At 65.5% G+C, this 25,941-nt stretch carries 21 protein-coding genes; 12 read left to right on the plus strand and 9 right to left on the minus strand.

Going from position 1 to position 25,941, the window contains the following annotated elements; all coding sequences use genetic code 11:
• Positions 1-105 precede the first annotated feature (105 nt).
• From RR42_RS33710 to RR42_RS33725, 4 genes are all read left to right on the plus strand, one after another.
• A complete protein-coding gene (locus RR42_RS33710) occupies positions 106-855 on the plus strand; it encodes an SDR family NAD(P)-dependent oxidoreductase (RefSeq protein WP_043356367.1) in 750 nt (249 codons plus the stop codon).
• A gap of 78 nt (positions 856-933) precedes the next feature.
• Positions 934-2,259, plus strand: a complete 1,326-nt coding sequence (locus tag RR42_RS33715; RefSeq protein ID WP_043356368.1) for an MFS transporter — start codon at positions 934-936, stop codon at positions 2,257-2,259.
• 44 nt (positions 2,260-2,303) lie between these two features.
• Positions 2,304-3,149, plus strand: a complete 846-nt coding sequence (locus RR42_RS33720; protein WP_043356370.1) for a transketolase — start codon at positions 2,304-2,306, stop codon at positions 3,147-3,149.
• Positions 3,146-4,147 carry a transketolase family protein gene (locus tag RR42_RS33725; RefSeq protein WP_043356372.1) on the plus strand — a complete coding sequence of 334 codons (1,002 nt, stop codon included), beginning with the start codon at positions 3,146-3,148 and terminating at the stop codon, positions 4,145-4,147. The genes RR42_RS33720 and RR42_RS33725 overlap by 4 nt, the downstream gene beginning before the upstream one ends.
• A gap of 142 nt (positions 4,148-4,289) precedes the next feature.
• Here the strand turns inward: RR42_RS33725 and eno are convergent, their stop codons facing one another.
• The 6 genes from eno to RR42_RS33755 form a co-directional block, all read right to left on the minus strand.
• Positions 4,290-5,624, minus strand: a complete 1,335-nt coding sequence (gene eno / locus RR42_RS33730; protein WP_052495151.1) for a phosphopyruvate hydratase — start codon at positions 5,622-5,624, stop codon at positions 4,290-4,292.
• A 43-nt stretch (positions 5,625-5,667) separates the two neighbouring features.
• On the minus strand, positions 5,668-7,098 hold the full coding sequence (gene pyk / locus RR42_RS33735) for a pyruvate kinase (protein WP_043356374.1): 1,431 nt from the start codon (positions 7,096-7,098) through the stop codon (positions 5,668-5,670).
• 3 nt (positions 7,099-7,101) lie between these two features.
• The gene (locus tag RR42_RS33740; protein ID WP_043356376.1) at positions 7,102-8,397 is read right to left on the minus strand and encodes a glycerate kinase type-2 family protein; all 1,296 of its coding nucleotides are present in this window, start codon (positions 8,395-8,397) and stop codon (positions 7,102-7,104) included.
• Positions 8,398-8,424: 27 nt separating this feature from the next.
• On the minus strand, positions 8,425-9,783 hold the full coding sequence (locus tag RR42_RS33745; protein ID WP_043356378.1) for a dicarboxylate/amino acid:cation symporter: 1,359 nt from the start codon (positions 9,781-9,783) through the stop codon (positions 8,425-8,427).
• 93 nt (positions 9,784-9,876) lie between these two features.
• A complete protein-coding gene (locus RR42_RS33750) occupies positions 9,877-10,851 on the minus strand; it encodes a tripartite tricarboxylate transporter substrate binding protein (RefSeq protein ID WP_043356379.1) in 975 nt (324 codons plus the stop codon).
• Positions 10,852-10,979: 128 nt separating this feature from the next.
• A complete protein-coding gene (locus RR42_RS33755; protein WP_043356380.1) occupies positions 10,980-12,056 on the minus strand; it encodes a tartrate dehydrogenase in 1,077 nt (358 codons plus the stop codon).
• Positions 12,057-12,203: 147 nt separating this feature from the next.
• On the opposite strand from RR42_RS33755, the gene RR42_RS33760 reads away from it, so the two are divergent.
• Entirely contained in the window at positions 12,204-13,127 is a 924-nt protein-coding gene (locus tag RR42_RS33760; protein WP_052495152.1) for a LysR substrate-binding domain-containing protein, read from the plus strand.
• Between the two features lie 169 nt (positions 13,128-13,296).
• Here RR42_RS33760 and RR42_RS33765 read toward each other — a convergent pair whose 3' ends face one another.
• Both RR42_RS33765 and RR42_RS33770 read right to left on the minus strand, forming a co-directional pair.
• A complete protein-coding gene (locus RR42_RS33765; protein ID WP_043356381.1) occupies positions 13,297-15,018 on the minus strand; it encodes a cobaltochelatase CobT-related protein in 1,722 nt (573 codons plus the stop codon).
• A complete protein-coding gene (locus RR42_RS33770) occupies positions 15,018-15,995 on the minus strand; it encodes an AAA family ATPase (protein ID WP_043356383.1) in 978 nt (325 codons plus the stop codon). Before RR42_RS33770 ends, RR42_RS33765 begins: the two co-directional genes overlap by 1 nt.
• Positions 15,996-16,176: 181 nt before the next feature.
• Here RR42_RS33770 and xsc point away from each other — a divergent pair, with 181 nt between their 5' ends.
• The 7 genes from xsc (at position 16,177) to RR42_RS33805 (ending at position 25,545) form a co-directional block, all read left to right on the plus strand.
• Complete coding sequence (xsc, locus tag RR42_RS33775; protein WP_043356386.1) at positions 16,177-18,009, plus strand: sulfoacetaldehyde acetyltransferase; 1,833 nt, start codon at positions 16,177-16,179, stop codon at positions 18,007-18,009.
• Between the two features lie 232 nt (positions 18,010-18,241).
• Positions 18,242-19,666: an amino acid permease gene (locus RR42_RS33780; RefSeq protein WP_043356387.1), complete on the plus strand. Its 1,425-nt coding sequence runs from the start codon at positions 18,242-18,244 to the stop codon at positions 19,664-19,666.
• A 288-nt stretch (positions 19,667-19,954) separates the two neighbouring features.
• Positions 19,955-20,365 carry a nuclear transport factor 2 family protein gene (locus RR42_RS33785; protein WP_043356388.1) on the plus strand — a complete coding sequence of 137 codons (411 nt, stop codon included), beginning with the start codon at positions 19,955-19,957 and terminating at the stop codon, positions 20,363-20,365.
• 37 nt (positions 20,366-20,402) lie between these two features.
• Entirely contained in the window at positions 20,403-21,842 is a 1,440-nt protein-coding gene (locus RR42_RS33790; protein WP_043356390.1) for an NAD(P)/FAD-dependent oxidoreductase, read from the plus strand.
• 124 nt (positions 21,843-21,966) lie between these two features.
• Positions 21,967-23,223 (plus strand): molybdopterin-dependent oxidoreductase, encoded by a 1,257-nt coding sequence (locus RR42_RS33795; protein WP_043356392.1) that lies wholly within the window; start codon positions 21,967-21,969, stop codon positions 23,221-23,223.
• An 11-nt stretch (positions 23,224-23,234) separates the two neighbouring features.
• On the plus strand, positions 23,235-23,894 hold the full coding sequence (locus RR42_RS33800) for a c-type cytochrome (protein ID WP_082055324.1): 660 nt from the start codon (positions 23,235-23,237) through the stop codon (positions 23,892-23,894).
• A gap of 136 nt (positions 23,895-24,030) precedes the next feature.
• Positions 24,031-25,545 (plus strand): PLP-dependent aminotransferase family protein, encoded by a 1,515-nt coding sequence (locus RR42_RS33805; RefSeq protein WP_043356397.1) that lies wholly within the window; start codon positions 24,031-24,033, stop codon positions 25,543-25,545.
• Positions 25,546-25,631: 86 nt separating this feature from the next.
• Here RR42_RS33805 and RR42_RS33810 read toward each other — a convergent pair whose 3' ends face one another.
• On the minus strand, positions 25,632-25,937 hold the full coding sequence (locus RR42_RS33810) for an NIPSNAP family protein (RefSeq protein ID WP_043356399.1): 306 nt from the start codon (positions 25,935-25,937) through the stop codon (positions 25,632-25,634).
• Positions 25,938-25,941 lie beyond the last annotated feature (4 nt).

The raw sequence follows: 25,941 nt of genomic DNA on the forward strand, positions 1-25,941 counted from the left end.
TCCCTCATCTGAAAATTTCTCAGCAATAGCTGAGACGGACTGCATTGATCGGCGCTGCCCGAGGCACGACACTCGGATCATCATTTCAACAGCCAGGAGACAAAGATGATGCTCGAGAACAACGTTGTGATCGTAACCGGCGCCGCCTCCCCCCGCGGCATCGGCAGGGCAACGGCAAGCGCCCTTGCCGCGCAGGGCGCCAAGGTGGTGGTCCTGGACCTGCGGCAGGCTGACGCTGAGCGCGCAGCGCTGGAACTGGGCGCAGGTCATCTTGGCATCGCATGCGATGTGACCGACCGCGAGGCCTGCCATCTGGCAGCACGCGCCACCCTGGAAACATACGGCCGGATCGATGGCCTGGTCAATAACGCGGGGATTACGCAGCCGGTACGGACACTGGACATCCAGCCCGCCAATTTCGACGCCGTGGTCGATGTGAACCTGCGCGGCACGCTCTACATGTCGCAGGCCGTCCTCCCGCAAATGAAGGCGCAAAGGCGCGGCAGCATCGTTTGCATGTCGTCGGTCTCCGCGCAACGTGGCGGCGGCATCTTCGGGGGGCCGCACTACAGCGCGGCCAAGGCGGGCGTACTTGGCCTTGCACGTGCCATGGCCCGCGAATTCGGTGGCGACAACATCCGCGTCAATTCGATCACGCCGGGCCTGATCCAGACGGACATCACCGGCGACAAGCTCACCGTTGAAATGCGTGCCGACATCATCAAGGGGATTCCGCTGGGCCGCCTGGGTGACGCCGCCGACGTGGCCAATGCCTGCCTCTTCCTGATCAGCGACCTGTCCGCTTACCTGACGGGCATCACGCTCGACGTCAATGGCGGGATGCTGATTCACTGATCGGCCTCGACGACCGCCTTCATCTGGCGGAACTATCCGCGCACCCGGGCGAACCCGGGGCGCATGGCAGGAGACAACATGAAAACCAAATACGCTTCGCCCGTTGCGGGCGATGTGATGGCGCACGCGGATGCGGCCACCTTTGAATCCAGAACCTACGCAAAAGTGGTACGGCGCCTGATACCGTTCCTGATGCTTTGCTATCTCGGCGCCTACCTGGACCGGGTCAATGTGGGATTCGCCAAGCTGCAGATGCTCAATGACCTGCGCTTCAGCGAAACGATCTATGGCCTCGGCGCCGGCATCTTCTTTCTTGGCTATTTTCTCTTCGAAGTCCCGAGCAACATGATCCTGCACAAGGTGGGTGCGCGCAACTGGCTCGCGCGCATCATGCTGACGTGGGCCGTCATCTCGGCGAGCTTCGCGTTTGTCAGCAGCCCCACCTCCTTTTACGTGCTGCGTTTCCTGCTCGGCGTGGCGGAGGCCGGATTCGCGCCGGGTGTCATCCTTTACATGACCTACTGGTTCCCATCGGAACGACGGGCCAAGGCGCTATCGATGTTCTTCATGGCGATTCCGTTGGCGGGCATCGTGGGCGGACCGCTTTCAGGCTACATCATGCACGCGTTCCACGGCGCGCTGGACCTGGCTGGGTGGAAGTGGCTGTTCATGCTGGAGGCGCTGCCCTCGCTCATTCTCGGCATTGCCATCCTGCTCTACCTGGACAACGGCATCCAGAGTGCGAAGTGGCTCACCGAAGCGGAGAAGGCGCTGCTTGCGCGCAACGTCGCTGGCGACAACGCCCAGAAGGTCTCGCACGTGTCGATTCGCGCGTTCATCGCCGATCGCCGGCTCTGGCTGATGGCGGCCATCTACTTCTGCGTCGTGCTCGGACAATATGGCCTGACGTTCTGGCTGCCGACCATCGTCAGGAAGGCTGGTGTCGCCGATCCTTTGTGGGTGGGCATCCTCACCGCCTTGCCATACCTGTGCGCGATTGTCGCGTTGCCACTGGTTGGCATGAGCGCGGACCACCACCGCGAGCGGCGCCTGCACCTGGCGATCCCGATGCTGGTGGCGGCGGCGGGCTTTGCGACGCTTCCTCTGCTTGGTGGCGTCGGCGCGTCGCTCGTCTGCCTGAGCATCGCAGCGGCGGGCATCCTGACATCGTCGTCGCAGTTCTGGGCGTTGCCCACCGCTTTGCTGGGTGGCATGTCGGCAGCGGCCGGGATCGCCGCCGTCAACTGCGTGGCCAACCTCGCAGGGTTCTTTTCCCCGGCCATCGTCGGCTGGCTCAACGATCTGACCGGGAACGCGACGGCCGGCCTGATCTTCATCTCGGTTGCCATCGTTCTCGGCGCAATGCTTGTCTTCCTTGTCCCGGCGAAGGCAGTCAACCGCTGAGATTTCCCATTCCCTTGACCATCAGATACACGCAGGAGACGAACATGAATTCATCATCATCCGACGCGTTGGTGCCATTGCCAGAGCGCGCCTATCGCATCCGCAGGAATGCCCTGTTGATGGGCGAAGTACAGGGCCAGGGCTATATCGGGCAAGCACTCGACATTGCAGACGTCCTGGCCGTCGCGTACTTCGGCGCCATGAAGTACCGTCCGGAAGACCCCGGGTGGGAGGGGCGAGATCGCTTCCTCCTGTCCAACGGGCACTACGCCATTGCCTTGTATGCCGCGTTGTTCGAAGCAGGCATCCTGCCTGCGGGCGAGCTGGAGACGTATGGCAGCGATGATAGCCGCCTGCCGATGTCAGGCATGGCAAGTTACACGCCGGGCATGGAGATGTCCGGCGGCTCGCTGGGACAAGGCCTGACGATCGCGGTTGGCCGCTGCCTGGGCCTCAAGCGCAAGGGCTCCGATGCCTTTGTCTATACGCTGTTCTCCGACGGCGAACTGGATGAAGGCGCGATCTGGGAAGGGATCATGTCGGCGAGCCACTGGAAGCTGGACAACCTGATCGCGATGGTCGACGTCAACAACCAGCAGGCCGACGGGCCATCGACGCAGATCATGGCGTTCGAGCCGCTGGTGGAAAAGCTGGAGGCGTTCGGCTGGTTCACGCAGCGCGTGGATGGCAACGATATCGCGGCGGTGGCGGCCGCGTTCGATGCGGCGCGGTCGCATCCGGGCGCGCAGCCTCGCATCATTGTTTGCGGTACACGCATGGGCTGCGGCGTTCCTTTCCTGGAGCAACGCGAGAAGAACCACTTTATCCGCGTCGACGCCCACGAGTGGCAGCTCGCGCTGGAAGCACTGGAATCCGGGAGACAAGCATGAGCAACGCAACCTTGAACAAGCCGCGGCTGAAGACGTCCGCCATGATCGCGTCCATCGCCGCGGAGGGCCAGGCGACGCGCTCTGCACCGTTCGGACAGGCGCTGGTGGAACTGGCCCGCAGCAAGCCCGAAGTGATCGGCATGACGGCCGACCTCGGCAAATACACCGACCTGCATCTCTTTGCCAAGGCGTACCCCGAGCGTTACTACCAGATGGGCATGGCCGAACAGCTGTTGATGGGCGCCGCCGCCGGCCTTGCGCACGAGGGGGCGCAACCCTTTGTCACCACATACGCGGTGTTTGCCACGCGTCGCGCCTATGACTTCATGCACCAGGCCATCGCCGAAGACAACCTGGATGTGAAGATCGTGTGCGCGCTGCCCGGCCTGACCACAGGCTACGGGCCCAGCCATCAGGCCGCGGAGGATCTGGCGTTGATGCGCGCGATGCCCAACATGACCGTCATCGATCCGTGCGACGCGCTGGACATCGAGCAGATGGTGCCGGCCATCGCGGCCCATCGCGGCCCGGTCTATGCACGGCTGCTGCGCGGCAACGTGCCCGTGGTGCTGGATGAGTATGACTATCGTTTTGAGCTTGGCAAGGCAAAGCTGCTGCGCGACGGCGCAGAGGTACTCGTGATCTCGTCGGGCATCATGACCATGCGCGCGCTCGAAGTGGCCAAGGCGCTGGAGGCGGATCGCATCGGCACCGCCGTGCTGCACGTGCCGACGATCAAGCCCCTGGACACCGAGACCATCGTGCGCGAGGCAAGGCGCGCCGGCCGGCTCGTCGTCGTTGCCGAGAACCACACGGTGATCGGTGGTCTTGGCGAAGGCGTGGCGGCAGCGTTGATGCGCGCGGGCGTTAGCGCGCCATTCCGGCAGATTGGCCTGCCGGATGCGTTCCTCGATGCTGGCGCTCTGCCCACGCTGCACGATCGCTACGGCATTTCGGCCAAGGTCATGGCGGCAACCATCAAGGGCTGGCTAGGCTGACGAGTAACGAACGGCCGCAGGCAAGCAAGCGCGGCCCGGCGGCGGTGGGGTTACCACTCACCGCCCCCCCGATCCACCGCACCTTGGGAGGGAGCGAGCGCTGAAGCAATCGCTCGCATGGCCGCTCAGTAGAGCAGCGCGCTCAGGTCGGATTTTTTGTTGGCCGCTTCACGCCCGTCGCCGGCTGGTCGCCCGCTTGTCGCTGCGCAAACGCGGTCGATCCCGCATACGTGGCCAGTTCGCCCAGCTCGGCTTCTATCAGCAGTATCCGGTTGTACTTCGCCACGCGATCCGAGCGGCAGAGTGAGCCAGTCTTGATTTGGGTGGCAGAAGTCCCCACCGCGATATCGGCGATTGTTGTGTCTTCCGTCTCGCCGGAGCGATGGGATATGACGGCCGCGTATCCTGCCGCAGTGGCCATCGATATGGCGGCCAGGGTCTCTGTGAGGGTACCGATCTGATTCGGCTTGATCAGGACTGAGTTGGCGATCCCTTCTTTGATGCCTCTCTCCAGGATGGCCGTGTTAGTGACAAACAGGTCATCGCCCACAAGCTGAATGCGTTCCCCGAGCGTCTCCGTCAGCAGCTTCCATCCTGTCCAGTCGTCCTCGGCCATTCCATCCTCGATGGTGACGATGGGGTAGTTCTTCGCCAGTGCGGCGAGATAGTCGCAGAAGCCGCCTGCATCGAAACGCTTGCCTTCGGAGGCCAGGCTATACACCCCGTTTTCGTAGAGTTCCGAACTGGCGACGTCCAGCCCCAGCGCGATATCGGGCCCAACCCGAAAGCCGGCAAGCTCGATGGCACCGACGATCGCTTCCAGCGCAGCCTCATTGGAGGGGAGATCGGGCGCGAAACCGCCCTCATCACCCACGGCGGTAGAGAGGCCACGCTTTCGCAGCACGCTCTTGAGCGAGTGAAATACCTCGGCACCCCAACGGATGGCCTCGGCAAATGACGTGGCGCCTGCCGGCAGAATCATGAACTCTTGTATGTCGACGTTGTTGTCGGCGTGAGCGCCGCCGTTGATCACATTCATCATCGGTACGGGCAGCACGAAGCGGTCGGCCATCGAGAAGCGCCGGTACAAAGGCACCCGTTGGGATGCAGCCGCAGCCCTGGCGGCGGCGAGGGACACCGCCAGAAGCGCATTCGCGCCCATGCGGGATTTCGTCTCCGTACCGTCCGCCTGCAGCAGCAGGCCATCCACGGCCGCCTGGTCCGCCGCGTCGCAACCGGCCAGCGTGGCGCCCAGGTCTTCGTTGACGTGCCTGACGGCTTGCCGGACGCCTTTGCCGCCGTAGCGCGCCGGGTCATTGTCCCGGAGTTCCAGCGCTTCCCGGCTGCCAGTGGAGGCGCCCGAGGGGGCGGCCGCATATCCACGGGCGCCATCGGCCAGTGTCACCTCCGCGGCCACGGTCGGATTGCCGCGGGAGTCCAATACCTCGAAGCCTCGAATGGATCGGATGACGGTCATGATGGAATGCCTCAAATAGTGATGTCGCGGGTGCCCGGGGTCTTCAGGCGGCCGGCTGGCCGAGCGTTGCGATGCGAAGCAGGTTGGTCGTGCCAGGCGTGCCAAAGGGCATGCCCGCGGAGATCACGATGACTTGCCCCGAAGTGGCGAAGCCCTCGTTCTCGGCTGTGTCGCAGGCATAGTTCGTCATCTCGGTGACGCTCTCCACTTCATGGATGATCACCGCATGGACGCCCCAGACGAGTGCCATGGCACGCGCGGCATGCAGGTTCGGGGTCATGCCGATAATGGGGGCATCGGGACGCTCGCGCGACATGCGCATGGCGGAATAGCCAGAGCTTGTGTACGCCACGGTGGTGGCTACGTGGAGAAGCCCGGCCACGCGGCGCATTGCGCTGCCGATGGCGTTGGCGATGTCCGGCTCCGGCGGGGTCTGCGATGCCTCCATGACCTCCCTGTAGTACGGATCTGCCTCCGTCTGCACGATGATGCTGTTCATCATCTGCACGGCTTCGACGGGGTACTTTCCTGAGGCCGACTCCGCGGAGAGCATGACGGCGTCCGCGCCATCGTAGATGGCAGTGGCAACGTCGGAAGCTTCGGCGCGCGTCGGAACCGGCGAGCTCACCATGGATTCCAGCATCTGCGTGGCGACAATGACGGGCTTGCCCGCTTTGCGGCAAGCCTGCACGATGCGCTTCTGGATCGACGGCACCTGCTCGGCGGGCATTTCGACGCCAAGATCGCCGCGGGCGACCATCACCGCGTCGGTTTCGGCCACGATGGCATGCAACTCGGCGATGGCCGCGGGCTTCTCCAGCTTGGCGACGATGCTGGCCCGGCTGCCGGCAATCTGCTTGATCTCGCGAATATCTTCCGCGCGCTGGACAAAAGACAAGGCGATCCAGTCGACCCCGAGCGACAAGCCGTAGTCCAGGTCTTCGCGGTCCTTTGCGGTCAAGGCCGACAGCGGCAGCACAACACCTGGCACGTTGACGCCCTTGCGGTCGGACAACACCCCACCGTCGATCACTTCAGTCTCGGCATGGTCCGGCCCGAATGCCTTTACCCGGAGGCGGAGCTTCCCATCGTCGAGCAACAGGTCCGTCTGCGCTTTCAGCGCCGCGAAGATCTCGGGATGAGGCAGCGCAACCCGGGTTGCATCACCCGGGCGGTCCTTGTCCATGTCAAGCCGGAACGTCTGGCCTTGCACGAGCGTAACGGGACCGTTCGCGAACTGCCCCACGCGCAGCTTTGGCCCTTGCAAGTCCAGCAAGATGCCGATTGGCCGTCCCAGCTCCGTCTCCAGATCCCGGATGAGGTTGAGGCGTGCCTTGTGGTCGGCATGCGTGCCGTGACTGAAATTCAGCCGGAAAACGTCGGCGCCGGCCATGAACAGGCGGCGAAGGGTTGCAGCATCGCTGCTGGCTGGTCCGACGGTGGCGACAATCTTGGCATTTCGAGTGCGGCGCATGATCTAGCATCCTTTCCCGGCCGGGCTGGTAATCAGCAAGGCACGGAAGTCGTTGACATTGGTAAGCGTGGGGCCCGTGACGATGGAGTCGCCAAGCGCCTCGAAGTAGGTGTGCCCGTCGTTGTTGGCGAGAAAGGCATGCGGCACCATCTCCCTTTGCCAGCCTCGCGCGAGTGTCGTGGGGTCGGCGTATGCGCCCGCGATCTCTTCGATGCCGTCCACGCCATCCGTGTCGGCGGCCAGCGCAAAGACATTCGGGTGGCCGTCCAGCGCAATGGCCAGGGAAAGCAGGAATTCCACGTTGCGCCCGCCGCGGCCGTCGCCTTTGACTGTGACGGTGGTCTCGCCCCCTGACAGGAGCACACACGGAAGCTGGAATGGCTCCGTTCCCTGCGCGGCCTGGAAGGCGATGCCAGCCATCACCTTGCCGACGTCGGCGGCCTCGCCTTCGATGCGGTCGCCCAGTACATAGGGCTGGATGCCCGCGGCGGCCGCTGCCTGCGCGGCGGCGGCAAGGGAGATGGCAGGCGTCGCGATCATGCGCACCTCGCTGCGCGCGAGCCGTTCGTCACCAGGCTTGACTGACTCCCCGCTGCCGGACGCCAGCAGACGCTCTGCGCTGGCCGGGAGCAGGATCCCGTAGCGCCGGACGATATCCAGCGCGTCCTGGCACGTCGTCGCGTCGCATACCGTCGGCCCGGATGCGATATTGACCGGGTCGTCGCCGGGTACGTCTGAAATCAACAGCGTAACGACGCGAGCCGGATGGCACGCAGCGGCAAGCCTTCCGCCTTTAATGCTGGAGAGATGCCGTCGCACACAGTTCATCTCCGAGATGGTCGCGCCGCTGGCCAGCAGCGCCTGGTTGACGGCACGTTTTTCCTCCAGGCTCATGCCGGCCAGCGCAAGGCTAAGCAGCGAGGATCCGCCGCCGGATATCAGGCAGATGACCAGATCGTCCGGGCACAGCCCCGAAACCATGTCCAGCATGCGAACCGCGGCACGCTGGCCAGCCGCGTCGGGTACCGGGTGCCCGGCTTCGACGACTTCGATGCGCGAGGTCGGCGCGGCGTGGCCGTACCGCGTCACAACCAGGCCAGCGAGCGGGCCCGGCCAAGCCTGTTCCAGCGCCCGGGCCATGCTGGCAGCGGCCTTGCCGGCCCCGACGACGATGGTGCGGCCGACAGGCGGCTCGGGCAATGCGCACGCCAGGCAGTCCTGCGGGTCCGCTGCGGATACGGCAGCCCTGAAAAGCGACGCCAGGAATGCCCGGGGGTTTTCAACGGTGAAGTGTTTCACGATGCGCTACCTGTTTCCGTTCTGGTGTCAAGCGCTCTTGCGAGCGTCGGCGGCATAGTTCGGCGGCAACGGCACCAGGGGGATTGGTTCCGGCGCGACACCTTCGTAGAGTTGCTCCAGGTCCTCGGGGTCGACTTCGCCATTGAGGACGCGTTGGACGCGGTCCTCGTCGAGTGCGCCGACCCACTTGGCAATCGCCATGGTCGCAACCGCGTTGCCGATGGTGTTGGTGATGGCGCGCGCCTCCGACATGAAGCGGTCCACCCCAAGCAGGAGAACCATGCCCGCCACCGGAATCTTCCCCAGCGACGCGAGCGTCGCCGCCAGGGTGATGAAGCCCGAGCCGGTGATGCCCGCGGAACCCTTCGAAGTCAGCAGCAGCACACCGAGCACGACGAACTGGTCGGTGAGGGTCAATGGCGTGTTGGTTGCCTGTGCGATAAAGATCGCTGCCATGGTGTAGTAGATGCACTGGCCATCGGGGTTGAAGGTAAGGCCCGCCGGCACCACCAGCCCGACGACGGGCTTCGACACGCCGACGTTCTCCAGCTTGCGCATCAACTGCGGAATGACGGATTCCGACGAGCTCGTTCCCAGCACGGTCAGGATTTCGTCTTTGATGTATTTCAGGAAGTTGAACAGGCCAAATCCGCAGATGCGGCAAATCGCACCCAACACAATCAGCACGAACAGCGCGCAGGTCCCATACATGGTGGCGACCAGCTTGCCAAGCGATGCAATGGAGCCAAAGCCATACTTGCCCACCGTGAATGACATGGCGCCGAACGCGGCAACCGGCGCGACGCGCATGATCATGCCGACGATCGCGAACATGGCATTGGCGAACGAATCCAGGGCGGCGACGAACGGCTTGCCGCGCTCTCCCAGATGGGCCAGGGCCACGCCCATGAATACCGAGAACACAAGGATCTGCAGGATGTCGTTCTTGGCGAGCGCATCCATAATGCTCATCGGCACAAGGTTGAGCAGGAAGTCCATGATGCCTTCATGCTTTACCTGTGCCGTATAGGCGGCAATGCTCTTCGTGTCGAGCGTCGCCGGGTCGACGTTCATGCCATGGCCGGGCTGTACCACATTGACCACGATGACACCGAGCAGCAGCGCAAACGTCGACAGCACTTCGAAGTACAGCAAGGCACGCCAGCCTACCCTGCCAAGGTCTTTCATGCTTTCCATCTTGGCGATGCCGAGCACGACCGTCGCGAAGATGATGGGTGCAAACACCATCTTGATGAGGCGGATGAAGATATCCCCAAGTGGTTTGAGCGCGCTGCCGATATGGGGCATGAAGATGCCCAGCAGGATGCCCGCCGCCACGGCAATGAGCACCTGGACATACAGTGAGCTTATGAGTCGTCTTTTCATGATGTCTCCTACGGCGACGCACTTGCAGCGCTGCCTGTCTTGCCTTCATCAACTGAATGCGGCCGACGTCTTCGCGACGGCCATGCCGCTTGGTCAGTCCATGCTTACGTGCGCTTCTTTGACGAGCTTGCCGAAGCGGGTGACTTCGTCCTTGATCTGGGCCGTCATCTGGGCAGGGGTATTGCCGACCGGTTCCGCGCCGATGGCAGCGAATTGCCTTTTCACATCGGGGAGTGCCAGGGCCTTGGTGATTTCCGTGCCAAGCCGGTTCACAATCTCAGGCGGTGTTCCCGCAGGGGCAAGGATGCCGAACCAGGAGGCGATGTCAAAACCCGGCAGGCCGGACTCGGCAAGGGTAGGCACGTCCGGCAGTGCGGAAGAACGCCTGGCCGTGGCGACCGCCAGCGGCTTGAGCTTGCCTGCCTTGATGTAAGGCAGCGCGGATGACGCGGTGTCAAACATCATCGACACCTGGCCGCCCATCAGGTCGGTGATAGCCGGGGCGCTCCCCTTGTAGGGAACGTGGACGATGTGGGTGCCGGTCTGTACCTTGAATTGCTCGCCGATAAGGTGATGGGCCGTGCCGTTGCCATTGGACGCGTAGGTCAGCTTTCCCGGGTTGGCCTTGGCATAAGCGACCAACTCCTGCACGCTCCTGGCCGGGAAGCTTGGGCTGACGACGAGCACGTTCGGCACGATGGCAACCACGGACACCGGCGTCAGATCCTTTTGGACGTCGTAGGAGAGCTTTTTGTAGACGTTCGGTGCGATGGTGTGATGCACCGCCCCCATGAGCAGCGTGTAGCCATCTGGCGCAGACTTTGCCGCGGCGTCCGCGCCGATGGTGGCACCAGCGCCCGGCCGGTTTTCGATGATGACGGGCTGGCCCAGCGCCTGCGCGAGCTTTTGTCCCACGGTGCGGGCAAGGACGTCGGTGGTGCCCCCGGGGGGAAACGGGACAATGAGGCGAATGGGCTTGGTGGGATATGCCTGGGCAAAAGCGGTGCCGGCGCCCAGAGCGAGAGCGAGGGCGAACGCAGCCACCGCAGCCCGGATAACGGATTGCATGCCTGTCTCCTGATGGCATTCTTGATTGGCCGGCCCATTGCAGGGCCGGCACGGTGCGGGGCACCTGTGCCGGTGCTAACCCGCCAGCGGTTTGCCGCGGCGCGGCAAGCCGCGCTTCTTTTCCTGCTTCAGGCCGCCTTCTTGACCTGATCGGCCAACACCTTGCAGATGGCTTCGGTGACAGACGCGGTGGTCGCATGGCCACCCAGATCCGGGGTGAAGACACCGTTGGCGGTGATCTGCTCGATGGCTGCCATCAGGCGCTCCGCCGCGGGCTTCTCGCCCAGATGCTCGAGCATCATCGCCGCGGTCCAGAAGGTGGCGATGGGATTGGCCACGCCCTTGCCCGTGATATCGAAGGCGGAGCCGTGGATCGGTTCGAACATCGACGGGAACAGGCGTTCCGGGTTCAGGTTGGCGGTCGGTGCGATGCCGAGGCTGCCGGACAGCGCCGCAGCCAGGTCGGACAGGATGTCGGCGTGCAGGTTGGTCGCCACCACCACGTCCAGCGTATGGGGCTTCAACACCATGCGCGTCGTCACGGCGTCAACCAGTTCGCGGTCAACCTTGACGTCCGGATAGTCCTTGGCGACTTCGTAGAAGATCTCGTCCCACATCACCATGCCGAAGCGTTGCGCGTTCGACTTGGTCACCAGGGTGAGGTGTTTGCGGGGGCGCTTCTGCGCGATCTCGAAGGCGAAGCGGTGGATCCGCTCGACACCGGCGCGTGTGAAGACAGCGGTTTCCGTGCCGGTCTCGATAGGCAGGCCACGGTGGGTACGACCGCCGTTGCCGGCATACTCGCCTTCCGAGTTCTCGCGGATGATGACCCAGTCGATGTCCTTGCCATTGGCCAGCGGGCTCTTCACCCCTGGCAGCACGCGTGCGGGGCGTACGTTGGCGTACTGGTCGAAGCCCTGGGCAATCGGTAGGCGCAGGCCCCACAGCGACACGTGATCGGGCACGTTCAGGGCGCCCACTGCGCCAAAGAAGATGGCGTCGAACTGCTTCAGGCGTTCCAGCCCACCTTCGGGGATGTAGTAGCCTTTCTCCAGATAGTAGTCGGAGCTCCACGGGAAATGTTCGACGCCCAGCTTGAAGCCGCCATCTTGCCCCGCCAGGGTCTCCAGCACTTGCAGACCAGCAGAGATCACTTCCGGGCCAATGCCATCGCCAGGGATGGCTGCAATCTTGTATTCACGCATCGCGTTGCTCCTCTCATTGTTTTCCACAAACCGAAGGCCGCTTTCCACCGCCAGGTATGCCGGCGTCCTTCTGTGACCAAACTATCGTTGAAAACCGAGGGAGTAAGATGAACTCCATTTCAAACTAATATTAACTTGAGGTTGAAGATGGGACAGCCTTCGGAACTTGCTTTCTTCGCCGGCCTGGCCAAGGCGGGCAGCCTCTCGGCCGCAGCGCGTGAGCAAGACGTCACCCCCGCGGCCATCAGTAAACGGCTAGCTCAAATGGAGAAGCGGCTTGGGGTGCGGTTGCTGAACCGGACAACGCGGCGCATCGGCCTGACCGCCGAAGGGGAGGTCTACCTCGAGCACGCCCGGCGCCTGCTCGCGGAGATCGAGGATCTCGATCAGTTGATCTCCAGCAGCCATGTGGCGCCGCGAGGAACACTGAGGGTCAACGCCCCCCTGGGGTTCGGGCGAACCTACATTGCGCCCGCCATATCCGATTTCGCCAAACGATATCCACAGATGGAGGTGCAACTCCATCTGACGGACAGGCCACTGAACCTGGGCGATGAGGGATTTGACATAGGGATCCGGTTCGGCGAGATCCCGGACACACGCCTGATGGCGCGGAAGATCGCCGACAACCGGCGTTTGGTCTGCGCCGCGCCCTCGTATCTGAAAGCCCACGGCACGCCGGTCACGCCGCACGATCTGACGCAACATCAATGCATCGTGCTACGCCAGAACGACTCTGCCTATGGCATCTGGCGCTTCGCCAAGGGGAAGAAGACGGAAACGGTAAAGGTACGTGGCGCCCTGAGCAGCAATGACGGCGAAGTGACGCTGACGTGGGGCTTGGCCGGGCAAGGGATCTTGCAACGCGCGGAATGGGACCTTGCCAAGTACCTCCGAAGTGGCCGCCTGGTCTTGCTGCTCGAAGACTATGCCCTACCACCAGCCGACATATTTGCCGTCTTTCCGGAGCGGCTGAACATGTCGGCCAAGGTCCGGGCGTTCCTCGACTTTCTCGTTGCGCACTTTGAAGGCAAGCGGCTTAGGGTACGTGGGGGTACCTCTTCTTGGTAAGCATAAACAGCCTGCCATGAGGCCGGCGCCGGCACTACGAAGATGGCCTGCCCGTAACCGCCCGGGAGGGAAACGCGGCGGGAGCGCATGCATATTCTCATACGTAATGAAGATGCTGGCCCAGCGACGGTGATCGTGGTGAGAGCGGTGAGAGCGGTGAGAGAGCCCCTCACCGCCGCCCCCCGATCCACCGCACGATCTCCCCGAACACCGGCATGTCCATCGGCACCGACAAGTCCAGCGCCAGGCAACGGCGGTAGTATGGGCTGAGGTCCAGCCCCACGCCAAGTCCCAGCACCTCCACGTCGCGCAGCGTCTCGTGGCGCGCCACCACTTCCTTGAGGTGGTTGTCCAGGTAGAACACATCGTTGGCTTGCCCCGTGGCGCTGTCCATCGGGCTGCCGTCGGATACCACGATCAGGATGCGGCGGGTCTCGGCGCGCGCGAGCAGCCGCGCGCACGCCCAGTCGACTGCCTCCCCGTCCACGCCTTCGCGGAACAGGTCGGCCTTGAACAGCGCGGCGATGTTGGCGCGGGCACGCCGCCAGCTCGTGGCCGCGTCCTTGAACACCATGTGACAGGCTTCATTCAGCCGCCCGGGATGCGCGGGCCGGCCGCGGGCCAGCCAGTCGAGCCGGGCGCGGCCGCCATTCCACGCGCCGGTGGTAAAGCCCAGCACCTCGCTGGCCACGCCGGCCTGGTCGAGCGCGCGCGTGAGAATGTCGACCATCATGGCCACCGGCTCGATATGCGCTTTCATCGAGCCCGAGCAATCGATCAAAAAGCTCACCGCGCAGTCCGCCTGCAGCTGGTGCCGCTCTTGCCGGAACAGACGGCGCTCGGCCGGCGAGGTGACCAGTTGCGCGAGGCGCCGGCCGTCGATGCGGCCGTCTTCCTCGCCGAAGGACCAGCCATCGCGCTGCGGCACGGCGAGCGATGCCGTCAGCGCGCGCGCCAGCCTTGCCACGTTGATGCCTTGTTCGGCGATGCGCTGGTCGAGGCGTTCGCGGTACGCCGCCAGCAGATCCTTGCGCACCAGCGTGCCGGGGGCGATTTCCCGGTCGTAGCGCGTGGTGTAGGCGCGGTAGCCGTGGCCGCACGCGTGCAGCACGCGGCTGTTGCCGGTGGCCGCCATGGCCATGGCGTCGAGCTCGTCGTCCTCGCACCCGAGCGCCAGTGAGAACGCCACGCGCACGGCTTCGTTGTCTTCGGCCTCTTGCTCATCGGCTTGCGTCCCGTGCGTGCGGGTGGCGCGCAGCATCTCGCCCACCAGCCGTGCCAGTTCGAGGGCATGGATGGCAAACGCGCCCTGCTCCGCGCGGTGCCGGCGCAGGCCCGCCAGCGGCACGCCGAGCACCGGCACGATGGCCGCGCGCGTGGCTTCGATCAGGTCTTCGGTGTCTTCCAGCACCGGCCAGCCCGACAGGCGCGACCACGCGATCTGCGCCACGGTGTACAGCAGGATGCCAAGGTGGCTCTCGGCCAGGCCGCTGCGATGGAAGCCGCGGGACCAGGCCGCGAAGCGGTGGCGCAGGTTCTGCGCGACGCCCGGCATGCCGGCTGGCAGTTGCGACTCGCAGCGCAGTTGCTCCAGCAGCTCGAACACCAGCCGTTCCACCGGATCCGCCGGGCACAACTGCTTGTGCAGATCCGCGTCCGAATGCGCGAGCCGTAGTGCCGCCCCATCCGCCGCGCCGCGCAGGCAGGCAAAGTCGTCCACCTGCGGGTCGGTGCGCAAATGCGGCGCATGCAGCGGCAGCGGCCGCAGGTCGCGGCACAGGCGGCCGTCACGATAATGCAGCGCGCGCTCGCCCGTGAGCGCGCGCACCACCGCCGCGCACAGGGCCTCGCGCTGCTGGCCGCGGCGGGCCGCCTGCCGGGGCGGCGGCATCAGCACGGTTGCGCCGCGTCGCCTTGTGCGGCTTCCACTTCCCGGCCAAAACAGCGCTGGAAATACTCGCCCACGATCGGGCGTTCGGCGTCGTCGCATTTATTGAGAAAGCTCAGCCGGAACGCCAGCGCCGGATCGCGGAAGATCTGGCAGTTTTCCGCCCAGCTGATCACCGTGCGCGGCGACATCAGCGTGGACAGGTCCCCCGTGGCAAAGCCCTTGCGCGTGAGCTCGGCCACGCTCACCATCGATGCGATCAGCGCGCGGCCGGCGTCGTCCGCCAGCTCCGGCACGCGGGCCAGCACGATGCCGGCCTCTTGCGCGCGCGGCAGGTAGTTGAGCGTGGCGACCACGTTCCAGCGGTCCATCTGCGCGTGGTTCAGCATCTGGGTGCCGTGGTACAGGCCGTTCAGGTTGCCAAGCCCCACGGTATTGGCGGTGGCGAACATGCGGAACGCCGGATGCGGATGGATCACGCGGTTCTGGTCCAGCAGCGTGAACTTGCCGTCGCGCTCCAGCATGCGCTGGATCACGAACATCACATCGGGGCGGCCCGCATCGTACTCGTCGAAGATCAGCGCCACCGGGCGCTGCAGCGCCCACGGCACGATGCCTTCCTGGAACTCGGTGACCTGGCGGCCGTCGCGCACCACGATGGCGTCCTTGCCGACCAGGTCTAGCCGGCTGATATGGCCGTCCAGGTTCACACGCACGCAAGGCCAGTTCAGGCGTGCCGCCACCTGCTCGATATGGGTGGACTTGCCGGTGCCGTGCAGGCCCTGCACCATCACCCGGCGGTCCCGCGTGAAACCGGCCAGTATCGCCAGCGTCACTTCGGGGTTGAAGCGGTAAGCCTCGTCGATCTCCGGCACGTGGTCGTCGCGCTCGCTGAATGCCGGCACCATCAGGCCGGAGTCGATGCCAAACAGGGTGCGTGCCGCAACCATCTTGTCCGGCTTGCCAGTCACGATATCCATCACGTCGGTCTCCTTTGGGCGCGCCCTTTCAGCCATGATAGAGCAGTTTCGTTTTTAGATACAAATCATCTCGTTTATTGATTTCACCTATTGACCTTCGTCTCCATGTGCCATACATTTTTGGCAACAACACTTTTCGGGACTCTTAGTTCCGTTTTAATAAACATACCGGAGACGCACCATGAGTGAACACCTGCCTGAAGCCATCAAGACCACCGCGCTGCCCGCCACCACCGGCCCGCAGGAGATGACCCCGTCGGAAGCCTTTGTCGAGACCCTGGCCGCCAACGGCGTCACCGACATGTTCGGCATCATGGGCTCGGCCTTCATGGACGCCATGGACATCTTCGCCCCCGCCGGCATCCGCCTGATCCCCGTCGTGCACGAACAAGGCGCCGGCCACATGGCCGACGGCTATGCCCGCGTCTCGGGCCGCCACGGCGTCGTCATCGGACAGAACGGCCCCGGCATCAGCAACTGCGTCACCGCCATCGCCGCCGCTTACTGGGCGCATAGCCCGGTGGTCATCGTCACCCCGGAGGCCGGCACCATGGGCATTGGCCTGGGCGGATTCCAGGAAGCCAAGCAGTTGCCCATGTTCCAGGAGTTCACCAAGTACCAGGGCCACGTCACCCACCCCGCGCGCATGGCCGAGTACACCGGCCGCTGCTTCGACCGCGCCATGGCCGAGATGGGACCAACCCAGCTCAATATCCCCCGCGACTACTTCTACGGACAGATCAAGGCCGAGATCCCCCAGCCCCAGCGCCTGGACCGCGGCCCCGGCGGCGACCAGCGCCTGAACGAAGCCGCCGAGCTGATCGCCAAGGCCAGGTTCCCCGTCATCATCTCCGGCGGCGGCGTGGTCATGGCCGATGCGATTGAGCAATGCCAGGCGCTGGCCGAGCGCCTCGGCGCCCCGGTGGTCAACAGCTACCTGCACAACGACTCCTTCCCCGCCAGCCATCCGCTGTGGTGCGGCCCGCTCGGCTACCAGGGCTCCAAGGCGGCCATGAAGCTGCTCGCCCGCGCCGATGTCGTCATCGCCCTCGGCTCGCGCCTCGGACCCTTCGGCACCCTGCCCCAGCACGGCATGGACTACTGGCCCAAGCACGCCAAGATCATCCAGATCGATGCCGACCACAAGATGCTCGGCCTGGTGAAGAAGATCTCGGTGGGCATCTGCGGCGATGCCAAGGCCGCTGCCGTGGCGCTCACCGAGCGCCTGGCCGGCCGCACGCTGGCCTGCGACGCCTCCCGCGAAGACCGCGCCGGACAGATCGCCGCCGAGAAGGCCGCCTGGGAGAAGGAACTCGACGAGTGGACCCACGAGCGCGACCCCTACAGCCTGGACATGATCGAGGAGCAAAAGCACGAGCGCACGCCCACCGGCGGACACTACCTGCATCCGCGCCAGGTCCTGCGCGAGCTGGAAAAGGCCATGCCCGATGACGTGATGGTGTCCACCGATATCGGCAACATCAACTCGGTGGCCAACAGCTACCTGCGCTTCAACAAGCCGCGCAGCTTCTTTGCCGCCATGAGCTGGGGCAACTGCGGCTATGCCTTCCCCACCATCATGGGCGCCAAGGTGGCCGCACCCCACCGCCCGGCCGTGTCCTACGCCGGCGACGGCGCCTGGGGCATGAGCCTGATGGAGACCATGACCGCCGTGCGCCACAACATCCCGGTGACGGCCGTGGTGTTCCACAACCGCCAGTGGGGCGCGGAGAAGAAGAACCAGGTCGACTTCTACAACCGCCGCTTCGTCGCCGGCGAGCTGGACAACCAGAGCTTCGCCGAGATCGCCCGCGCCATGGGCGCCGAGGGCATCGTGGTCGACAAGCTCGAAGACGTCGGCCCGGCGCTCAAGCGCGCCATCGACCTGCAGATGAACCACGGCAAGACCACCATCATCGAGATCATGTGCACCCGTGAGCTCGGCGACCCGTTCCGCCGCGATGCGCTGGCCAAGCCCGTGCGCATGCTCGACAAGTACAAGGACTACGTCTGAGCCAGTGAGCAGACAGCAGACACGCGCGTGACCATCCCTTGCCCGGACATGCCGGGCAGGCGATGATCCGGACCCGGCGGCAGGCGGCGCATGCGATACGCGCCGCCTGCCGCAACCCGCTCGGGTGTCATCGAGCGCGGCCACGGCCCCTGGCGGCGAGCCATTCGCCGACCTACGAACTACTATATAAGCCGTGGCGCGCGACCCCTGGGCAGAGCAGGAGACAAGCAAAGTGATTCACCATCAGCAGCAGCAGCAATCCAGCGGCCTGAAGCACGGGCTGAAACAGCGCCACATGACCATGATCGCGCTGGGCGGCGTCATTGGCGCGGGCCTTTTCGTCGGCAGTGGCGTCGTCATCAAGTCTGCCGGCCCGGCGGCTGTCATTTCCTTTCTCATCACCGGCTTGCTGGTGGTGCTCGTCATGCGCATGCTGGGCGAAATGGCGTGCGCGCTGCCCACCGTGGGCTCCTTCTACGAATACGCCCGCGAAGCCTGGAGCGACCGCCCGGCCATGGGCGAGCTGGCCGGGTTCCTGACCGGCTGGATGTACTGGTATTTCTGGGTGATCGTGGTCGCGCTGGAGGCCGTGGCAGGGGCCAGCCTGGTGCAGTTCTGGCTCCCGGGCGTTCCCGCGTGGAGCATCAGCCTGGTACTGCTGGTGATGCTCACGCTCACCAACCTGATCTCGGTGAAATCCTTTGGCGAGTTCGAGTTCTGGTTCGCCTCGATCAAGGTGGCGGCCATTGTGGTGTTCCTGTTCCTGGCCGGGCTGTTCGTGCTCGGCATGTGGCCGGGCGCAACCGCCAGCGTGGCGCACCTCACCGTGCATGGCGGCTTTGCGCCTAACGGGATCATGCCGGTGTTGACAGGCGCGGTCGCGGCGACGGGGTTCTACTTCGGCGCCGAGATCGTGACCATCGCCGCGGCGGAAACCGCCGAGCCGCAAAAGGCGGTGGCCAGGGCCACCAGCTCGGTCATCACCCGCGTGCTGGTCTTCTATGTGGGCTCGGTGCTGCTGGTGGTGTGCCTGGTGCCGTGGAACTCCGCCGGCATCGCCACGCCGTATGTCAGCGCGCTCAATGCCATGCGCATCCCGGCAGCGGCGCAGATCATGAATGCCGTCGTGCTCACCGCCGTGCTGTCGGCGCTGAACTCCGGGCTGTACGCCTCGTCGCGCATGCTGTTCGCGCTGACCAAGCGCGGCGACGCGCCCAAGGCGCTGGCCAGGCTGAGCCGCAACGGCGTGCCGGTCAGGGCCATCCTGTTCGCCACGCTGTTCGGCTACGGCGCGGTGGTGATGTCCTACGTATCGCCGGACAAGGTCTTTGCCTTCCTGGTCAACTCCTATGGCACCGTCGCCATCTTTGTCTACATCCTGATCGCCATCTCGCAGCTGCGCCTGCGCGCCCGCCTGGAGCGCGAGGCGCCGCACCGGCTCAAGGTGCGGATGTGGGCCTTCCCCTACCTGACCTGGGTCGCCATCGCTGGCATGGTCGGGATCGTGGTGGCCATGGCCTTTATCCCCGACCAGCGCACCCCGCTGCTGCTCGGCGTGGCCAGCCTTGGCATCCTGGTGGTGGCGTACGCCGTGCGCCAGCAGCTCCGAAAGCACGCCGCCGCCGCGCCGCTGGGCGAGGTGCGGCGGGCTGACTGACACGCCCAGCGCCTGAACCGGCTTGCCGCGATGCGTGCCATCGCGGCGCTCCCTGCCTCCCAACGCCTTGCAGGCCGGCGCGGCCATCCTCCGCGCCGGCCCGCCCGCGCCTGCCCGGCCGTGTACCTGATGCGCGGCATTCCGGGGGCGCACTGGCCCAAACGATTCATCGGATCTGGCCCTACAGCATTGCGCTTCACCTCTCTATGCTGCAGTCATACACCGCACAGGTCCGGCGCCCGGATCACCGGCACCATCAAGAACATCAAGGACATCAAGGAGACTCGAATGGCAAACCCCCAGGTAACCGCAGCCACCCTGCAAGCCTTCAGCGACGCGTGGAACCGCCACGACATCGAAGCGCTGATGGGCTTCATGGCCGAGGACTGCGTGTTCCACGCCGTGGCCGGCAGCGAGCTGTTCGGCCGCAGCTTCGAAGGCCGCGCCGCCGTGCGCGAGGGCTTCCAGCTGGCCTGGCAGGCGTTCCCCGACGCGGCGTGGCTTGACGGCGAGCATTTCGTCGCCGGCGAGCGCGGCGTCAGCGAATCCACCTTCCGCGGCACCAAGGCGGACGGCACGCGCATCGAGGCGCGCATGGTGGATGTGTTCACCTTCCGCGACGGCAAGATCGCGGTGAAGAACGCGTACCGCAAGGATCGCCCGCCCGTTGCCGCAGCCAGCTCCGGCGCCGCCAACTGATTCCAGCCCCGCCAGAGGGCATTTGAGGATGACAAACATGGACGCCACCGCCGCAAGACTGATCCTGCCCGAAGGCCACGCCACCGCGCCTTCGAAGCCGTACGACCCGGCCTACGATCCGCTGGTCGCACCCACGCCCGGCCAGGGCCGCGAGTACGCTCCCACCTACTGGATCGGCACGGCCGGCGAGCCGCCGCCCGACGATGGCCCGATCACCCACGATATCGACGTGGACGTGGCCATCATCGGCTCCGGCTTCACCGGGCTGACCTGCGCGATCTTCCTCGCGCAGGAGCACGGCATCAAGGCGACCGTGCTGGAGGCCAACCGCGTGAGCTGGGGTTGCAGCACGCGCAACGGCGGCCAGGCGCAATGCGCCTCGGGCCGGCTCAAGCGCTCGCAGTGGATCCAGCGCTACGGCCTGGACACCGCGCTGCGGCTGCATGAAGAAGTGTGCGACGGGATGGAGACCTTCAAGGGGCTGATCAAGGACATCGACTGCGAACCGCAGCCCGGTGGCCACCTCTACATCGCCCACCGCGCCAAGGTCATGCCCGCGCTGGAAAAGGAAGCCAAGGTGCTGCGCGACGTGTTCAAGTACGACGCGCGCATCCTGGACGCCGACACCGTCAAGCGCGAGTACGTCGACGACAAGGAAGCCGCTGGCGCCATGCATGAGCCCGAAGGCATCGGCATCCATGCCGGCAAGCTGGCCTTCGGCTACCTGCGCCGCGCGCGCGCGCTGGGCGCCAAGGTGCATCCCTCCAGCCCGGTACTGAGCTGGGAGACGCGCGGCGGCGTGCATTACCTCAAGACGCCTGGCGGCATCGTGCGCGCCCGCGCGGTGGGCGTGGCCACCGGCGGCTATACCTCGCCGAGCCTGCACGCGCAGCTCAAGAACCGGCTGTTCCCGATCCTGTCGAACTCCATCGTCACGCGCGTGCTGACGCCCACGGAGCGCGAGGCGTGCAATTTCCGCACGACGCAGGTCATCACCGATACCCGCATCCTGCGGCACTACTACCGCCTGATGCCGGATGGCCGCCTGCAGATCGGCAGCCGCAGCGCCATCACCGGCAACGATGCGCCGCAGCATAAGTACAAGGACAAGCTCATTGCCGACCTGCACCGCAAGTTCCCTGCGCTCGAAGGCATCCAGATCGACTATTCTTGGTGGGGCTGGGTCGATGTGAGCCATGACATGATGCCGCGCATCTTCCAGCCGGACCCGGCCCAGACCATCTACTACGCGATGGGTTACGGTGGTAACGGCGTGATGTATTCCGCGCAGGCGGGCAAGCGCATGGCGGCGCTGATCGCGGGCAAGAGCGCGGGGCCGGAACTGCCGATCTTCCGCTCGGCGCTGCCGTTCCCGAATGTGCGCGAGATGGTGGAAGCGCAGGCGTTCGCGCCGTTCCGCCGCTTCGGGCAGTGGTTCCTGTACCGCTGGTATCACATGAAGGATGAAGTGATCTGAACCTGGAAGGTTGAAGTTCGAAGGTTGAAGGTTGAAGGTTGAAGGTTGAAGGTTGAAGGTTGAAGCCGAATAAGAGCGCGGTCCCCTGAGAACCGCCATCCCCACCAAAGACGAGGAGCCAGGCATGGGCCGAGGCCATCAATCCGTACCCCCGCAGCCAGGCCGCCGCGGCGCGCTGCGCTCGCTCGGCGCGCTGGGCGCCGGCGCCGCGCTGACCCACCCGGCGCTGCAAGCGCTGGCGGCCACCGCCGCCGATGCGCGCATCGAGTTGCCGTTCGAGAACGGCGAGCGCGAACTGGTGGCCTTCCCCCAGAAGCGCCCGCTGATCCTGCTGACCAGCCGGCCGCCACAGCTGGAAACCCCGTTTGGCGTGTTCAACGAGGGCCCGATCACGCCCAACGATGCCTTCTTCGTGCGTTACCACTGGAGCGGCATCCCCACCAGCATCGATCCGCAAACCTACCGGCTGCGCGTAGGCGGCAAGGTCAACGCCCCGCTGGAACTCTCTCTTGACGAGATCAAGCGCCTGGCCACCCCGGTGGACCTGGTGGCGGTCAACCAGTGCTCGGGCAACAGCCGGGGCTTTTTCTCGCCGCGCGCCAACGGCGGGCAACTCGGCAACGGCGCCATGGGCAATGCGCGCTGGACCGGCGTGCCCCTGAAAGCGCTGCTGGACAAGGCCGGCGTGCAAGCCGGCGCCATGCAGGTGAGCTTTGACGGCATCGACCACCCGCCGCTGCAAGGCGGCCCGGACTTCGTCAAGGCACTGGCCATCGACCACGCGCTCGACGGCGAGGTCATGCTCGCCTGGGCCATGAACGGCGCGGACCTGCCCATGCTCAACGGCTATCCGCTGCGCCTGATCGTGCCGGGTTACTACGGCACCTACTGGGTCAAGCACCTGGCCGATATCCAGGTGCTGGACAAGCCGTTCGACGGGTTCTGGATGAACGCGGCCTATCGCATCCCCGACAATCCCTGCGCCTGCGTGGCGCCCGGCACGGCCCCCGCGCACACCGTGCCGATCAACCGCTTCAACGTGCGCTCTTTCATCACCAGCGTGGCCGATGGCGGCAGGGTGCCGGCCGGACGCCAGACCGTGCTGCGTGGCATCGCCTTCGACGGCGGCCATGGCGTTGACGAGGTGGCCCTGTCGACGGACGGCGGGCGCACCTGGCGCGCGGCGCAACTGGGCAAGGACCTGGGCCGCTACTCCTTTCGCGAATGGACGGCGGCGTTTACGCCGCCAAGGAAGGGCGAATACGAACTGAAGGTGCGCGCCAGCAACCGCATCGGCCAGAGCCAGCCGCTCACCGCGCTGTGGAACCCCGCCGGCTACATGCGCAACGTGGTGGAAACCACGCGCGTGGTGGCAGCATGAAGGAGGCCGTGATGCAATACGCCAAGCCCTTGCGCCGCCACGGCGGGATCGTTGCCCTTGCCCTGTACGCTGCCGGCATGACGAGCGCCGCGCAGGCACTGGAAATCACGCTGCCGCCGGAGACCGCGCGCTACACGCCGAGCGACCTCCCCGGCTTTCGCCTGGTGCAGCAGAACTGCATGACCTGCCACTCCGCGCAGTACGTGCTGACGCAACCGCCATCGTCGCCGCGCGGCTACTGGGAGGCGACGGTCAAGAAAATGAAGAAGCCCTTCGGCGCGCCGTTCGCGGATGAAGACATCCCCGCCATGGTCGACTACCTGACCAAGACCTATGGCGCGGAACGCACGGCCTACGCTGCGGCGAGCGCGGCGCAAGGCAGCGCGCCAGCGCCGGCCGCCCCTGCCGTGGTCGCCGGCAGCCATGATCCCCAGGCCCTGCTCGCGGCCAATGGCTGCACCGCCTGCCACGCCGTCGACAAGAAGGTGGTGGGGCCCGCGTTCAAGGAGGTCGCGGCAAAGTACGCGAACCAGCCGGGCGCCGCTGCGCTGGTGGCGCAGAACATCCGCGCGGGCGGCGCGGGCAAGTGGGGGCAAGTGCCAATGCCAGCCTATGCCGCGCTCACCAAGGAAGACCTGCAAAGCCTGGCGGGGTGGATCCTCGGCCGCTGAGAAGCCGTGGCGCCGGACTGCGGGCAACCCGCATTTCCCCGGCGCGCGGCTTCGCCCATAATCTGCCGCACACGACAACGGCCCGGCGCACCGCCACAACGGCGCCCACGGCACCGGCCACAGCAACGGGAGCGGCATGGCAAGCGTAGGCAAGGCAAACACTTTCTGGAACCGGCTGCTGCAGCTTTCCTCCGATTCCGGCGTCAGCCTGCAGGCGCAGTTGCGCCAGCAGCTGGTGTCGGCCATTCTCGCCCGGCAGTTGCCGGAAGGCAGCGCCCTGCCGTCCAGCCGCGAGCTGGCGGCCACGCTGGGCATCGCCCGCAACACGGTGATCCTGGCTTTCCAGCAACTGGTCGAGGAGCGCTTCCTGGAGACCAGGCCACGGCGTGGCTACTTCGTGGTGGAACAGTTGCCCAGCGCCGCCCGGCCCGGCTCAGCGCCGGCCCCGGCCACGGGCGCGGCCAGCCCCGAGGACGCTGGCGAAGGCGGCCCGGACTGGGATGCGCGGCTGCCGGACATGACCGGCAAACGTGCGATCGTCAAGCCCAGCGAGTGGCAAAACTATCCCTACCCCTTCATCTACGGCCAGTTCGACCCCGCGCTGTTTCCCACCGCCGACTGGCGCGAATGCTCGCGCATGGCGCTGGCCGTGCTGGAGATCCGGGGCTGGGCGTCGGACCTGATCGACCGCGACGATCCACTGCTGATCGAGCAGTTGCAAAAGCACATCCTGCCGCGCCGGGGCGTGTGGGCCAACCCCGACGAGATCATGGTCACCATGGGCGCGCAAAATGCGCTCTACCTGCTGGCCGACCTGCTGATGCAAGGCACGCGGGTCGGGCTGGAAGAGCCGGGCTATAACGATGCGCGCCACATCTTCGGCATGCGCGCGCGCGAGGTGGTGCCGCTGGCGGTGGACGAGTCCGGCCTGTGCCCCGACGACGCGCTGGCCCAGTGCGACTACGCCTTCATCACGCCCAGCTACCAGTGCCCCACCACGGTCACCATGCCGCTGGAGCGGCGCGAGACGCTGCTGCGCGAAGCCCGCCGCCACGACGTGGTGCTGATCGAGGACGACTACGACACCGAGAACCCGGCGCTGACCCAGCCCATCCCCGCGCTGAAAAGCCTGGACCGCGATGGCCGCGTGATCTACGTGGGCAGCCTGTCCAAATCCTTCGTGCCCGGCATCCGCCTCGGCTACATCGTCGCGCCCGCCGCCGTGATCCGCCAGGCGCGCGCGCTGCGCCGCTTCATGCTGCGCCATCCGCCCGCCAACAACCAGCGCGCCACGGCGCTGTTCATCTCGCTGGGCCACCACGACGCGCTGCTGCGGCGCGTGGCGCCCATCTTCCAGCGCCGCGCCGAGATCCTGCGCGACATGCTGGCGCGCCACCTGCCGCAGGCGCGCGCGCGCAACTCGCCCGGCGCGTCATCGTTCTGGGTGGAAGGCCCGCCTGGGCTCGACGCCCGCAAGCTGGCCGCGATCGCGCTCACGCACGGCGTCATCATCGAGCCGGGGGATGTGTTCTTTTCTACCGATGCGCCGTCGCCGCACTTTCGCATGGGCTATACGGCCATTGCGGAAGAGCGGATCGAGGAAGGGGTGAAGCTGCTGGGGCAGTTGATCGGGCAGGCGATGGTGCGGTGACGGGCCGGTGACGGTGCGGTGAAGCCGCACAGCGCGACGGCGCACGCAATGCGTTGGTTTGCTCCGCCCTACTCGCCCTACTCGCCCTACTCGAACACCGGCCGGAAGAAACTACGCTCGTAGCTGACGATGCATTGCGTTTCCTGCGCATAGCGGAACGCCGCCTGGCACTCCGGATCGTCGAAGGACTGGTTGCGATACACCTCGTACAGCGCAAGGCTGGGGAAGGAGAACAAGGCCAGCGCCACGTTGTTGGCGCCTTCCGACGGCAGGAAGTAACCATGGTGCTGGCCGCCGAATTTCTCGACCAGCGGAATCCACAGCTTGCCGTAGTGCTCGAATTCCTTGAGCTTGTTGGGGTCGACGATATAGCGCAGGTAGCAGGTGATCATGGTG

It is taken from the genome of Cupriavidus basilensis, assembly GCF_000832305.1.
Lineage (GTDB): Bacteria > Pseudomonadota > Gammaproteobacteria > Burkholderiales > Burkholderiaceae > Cupriavidus > Cupriavidus basilensis_F.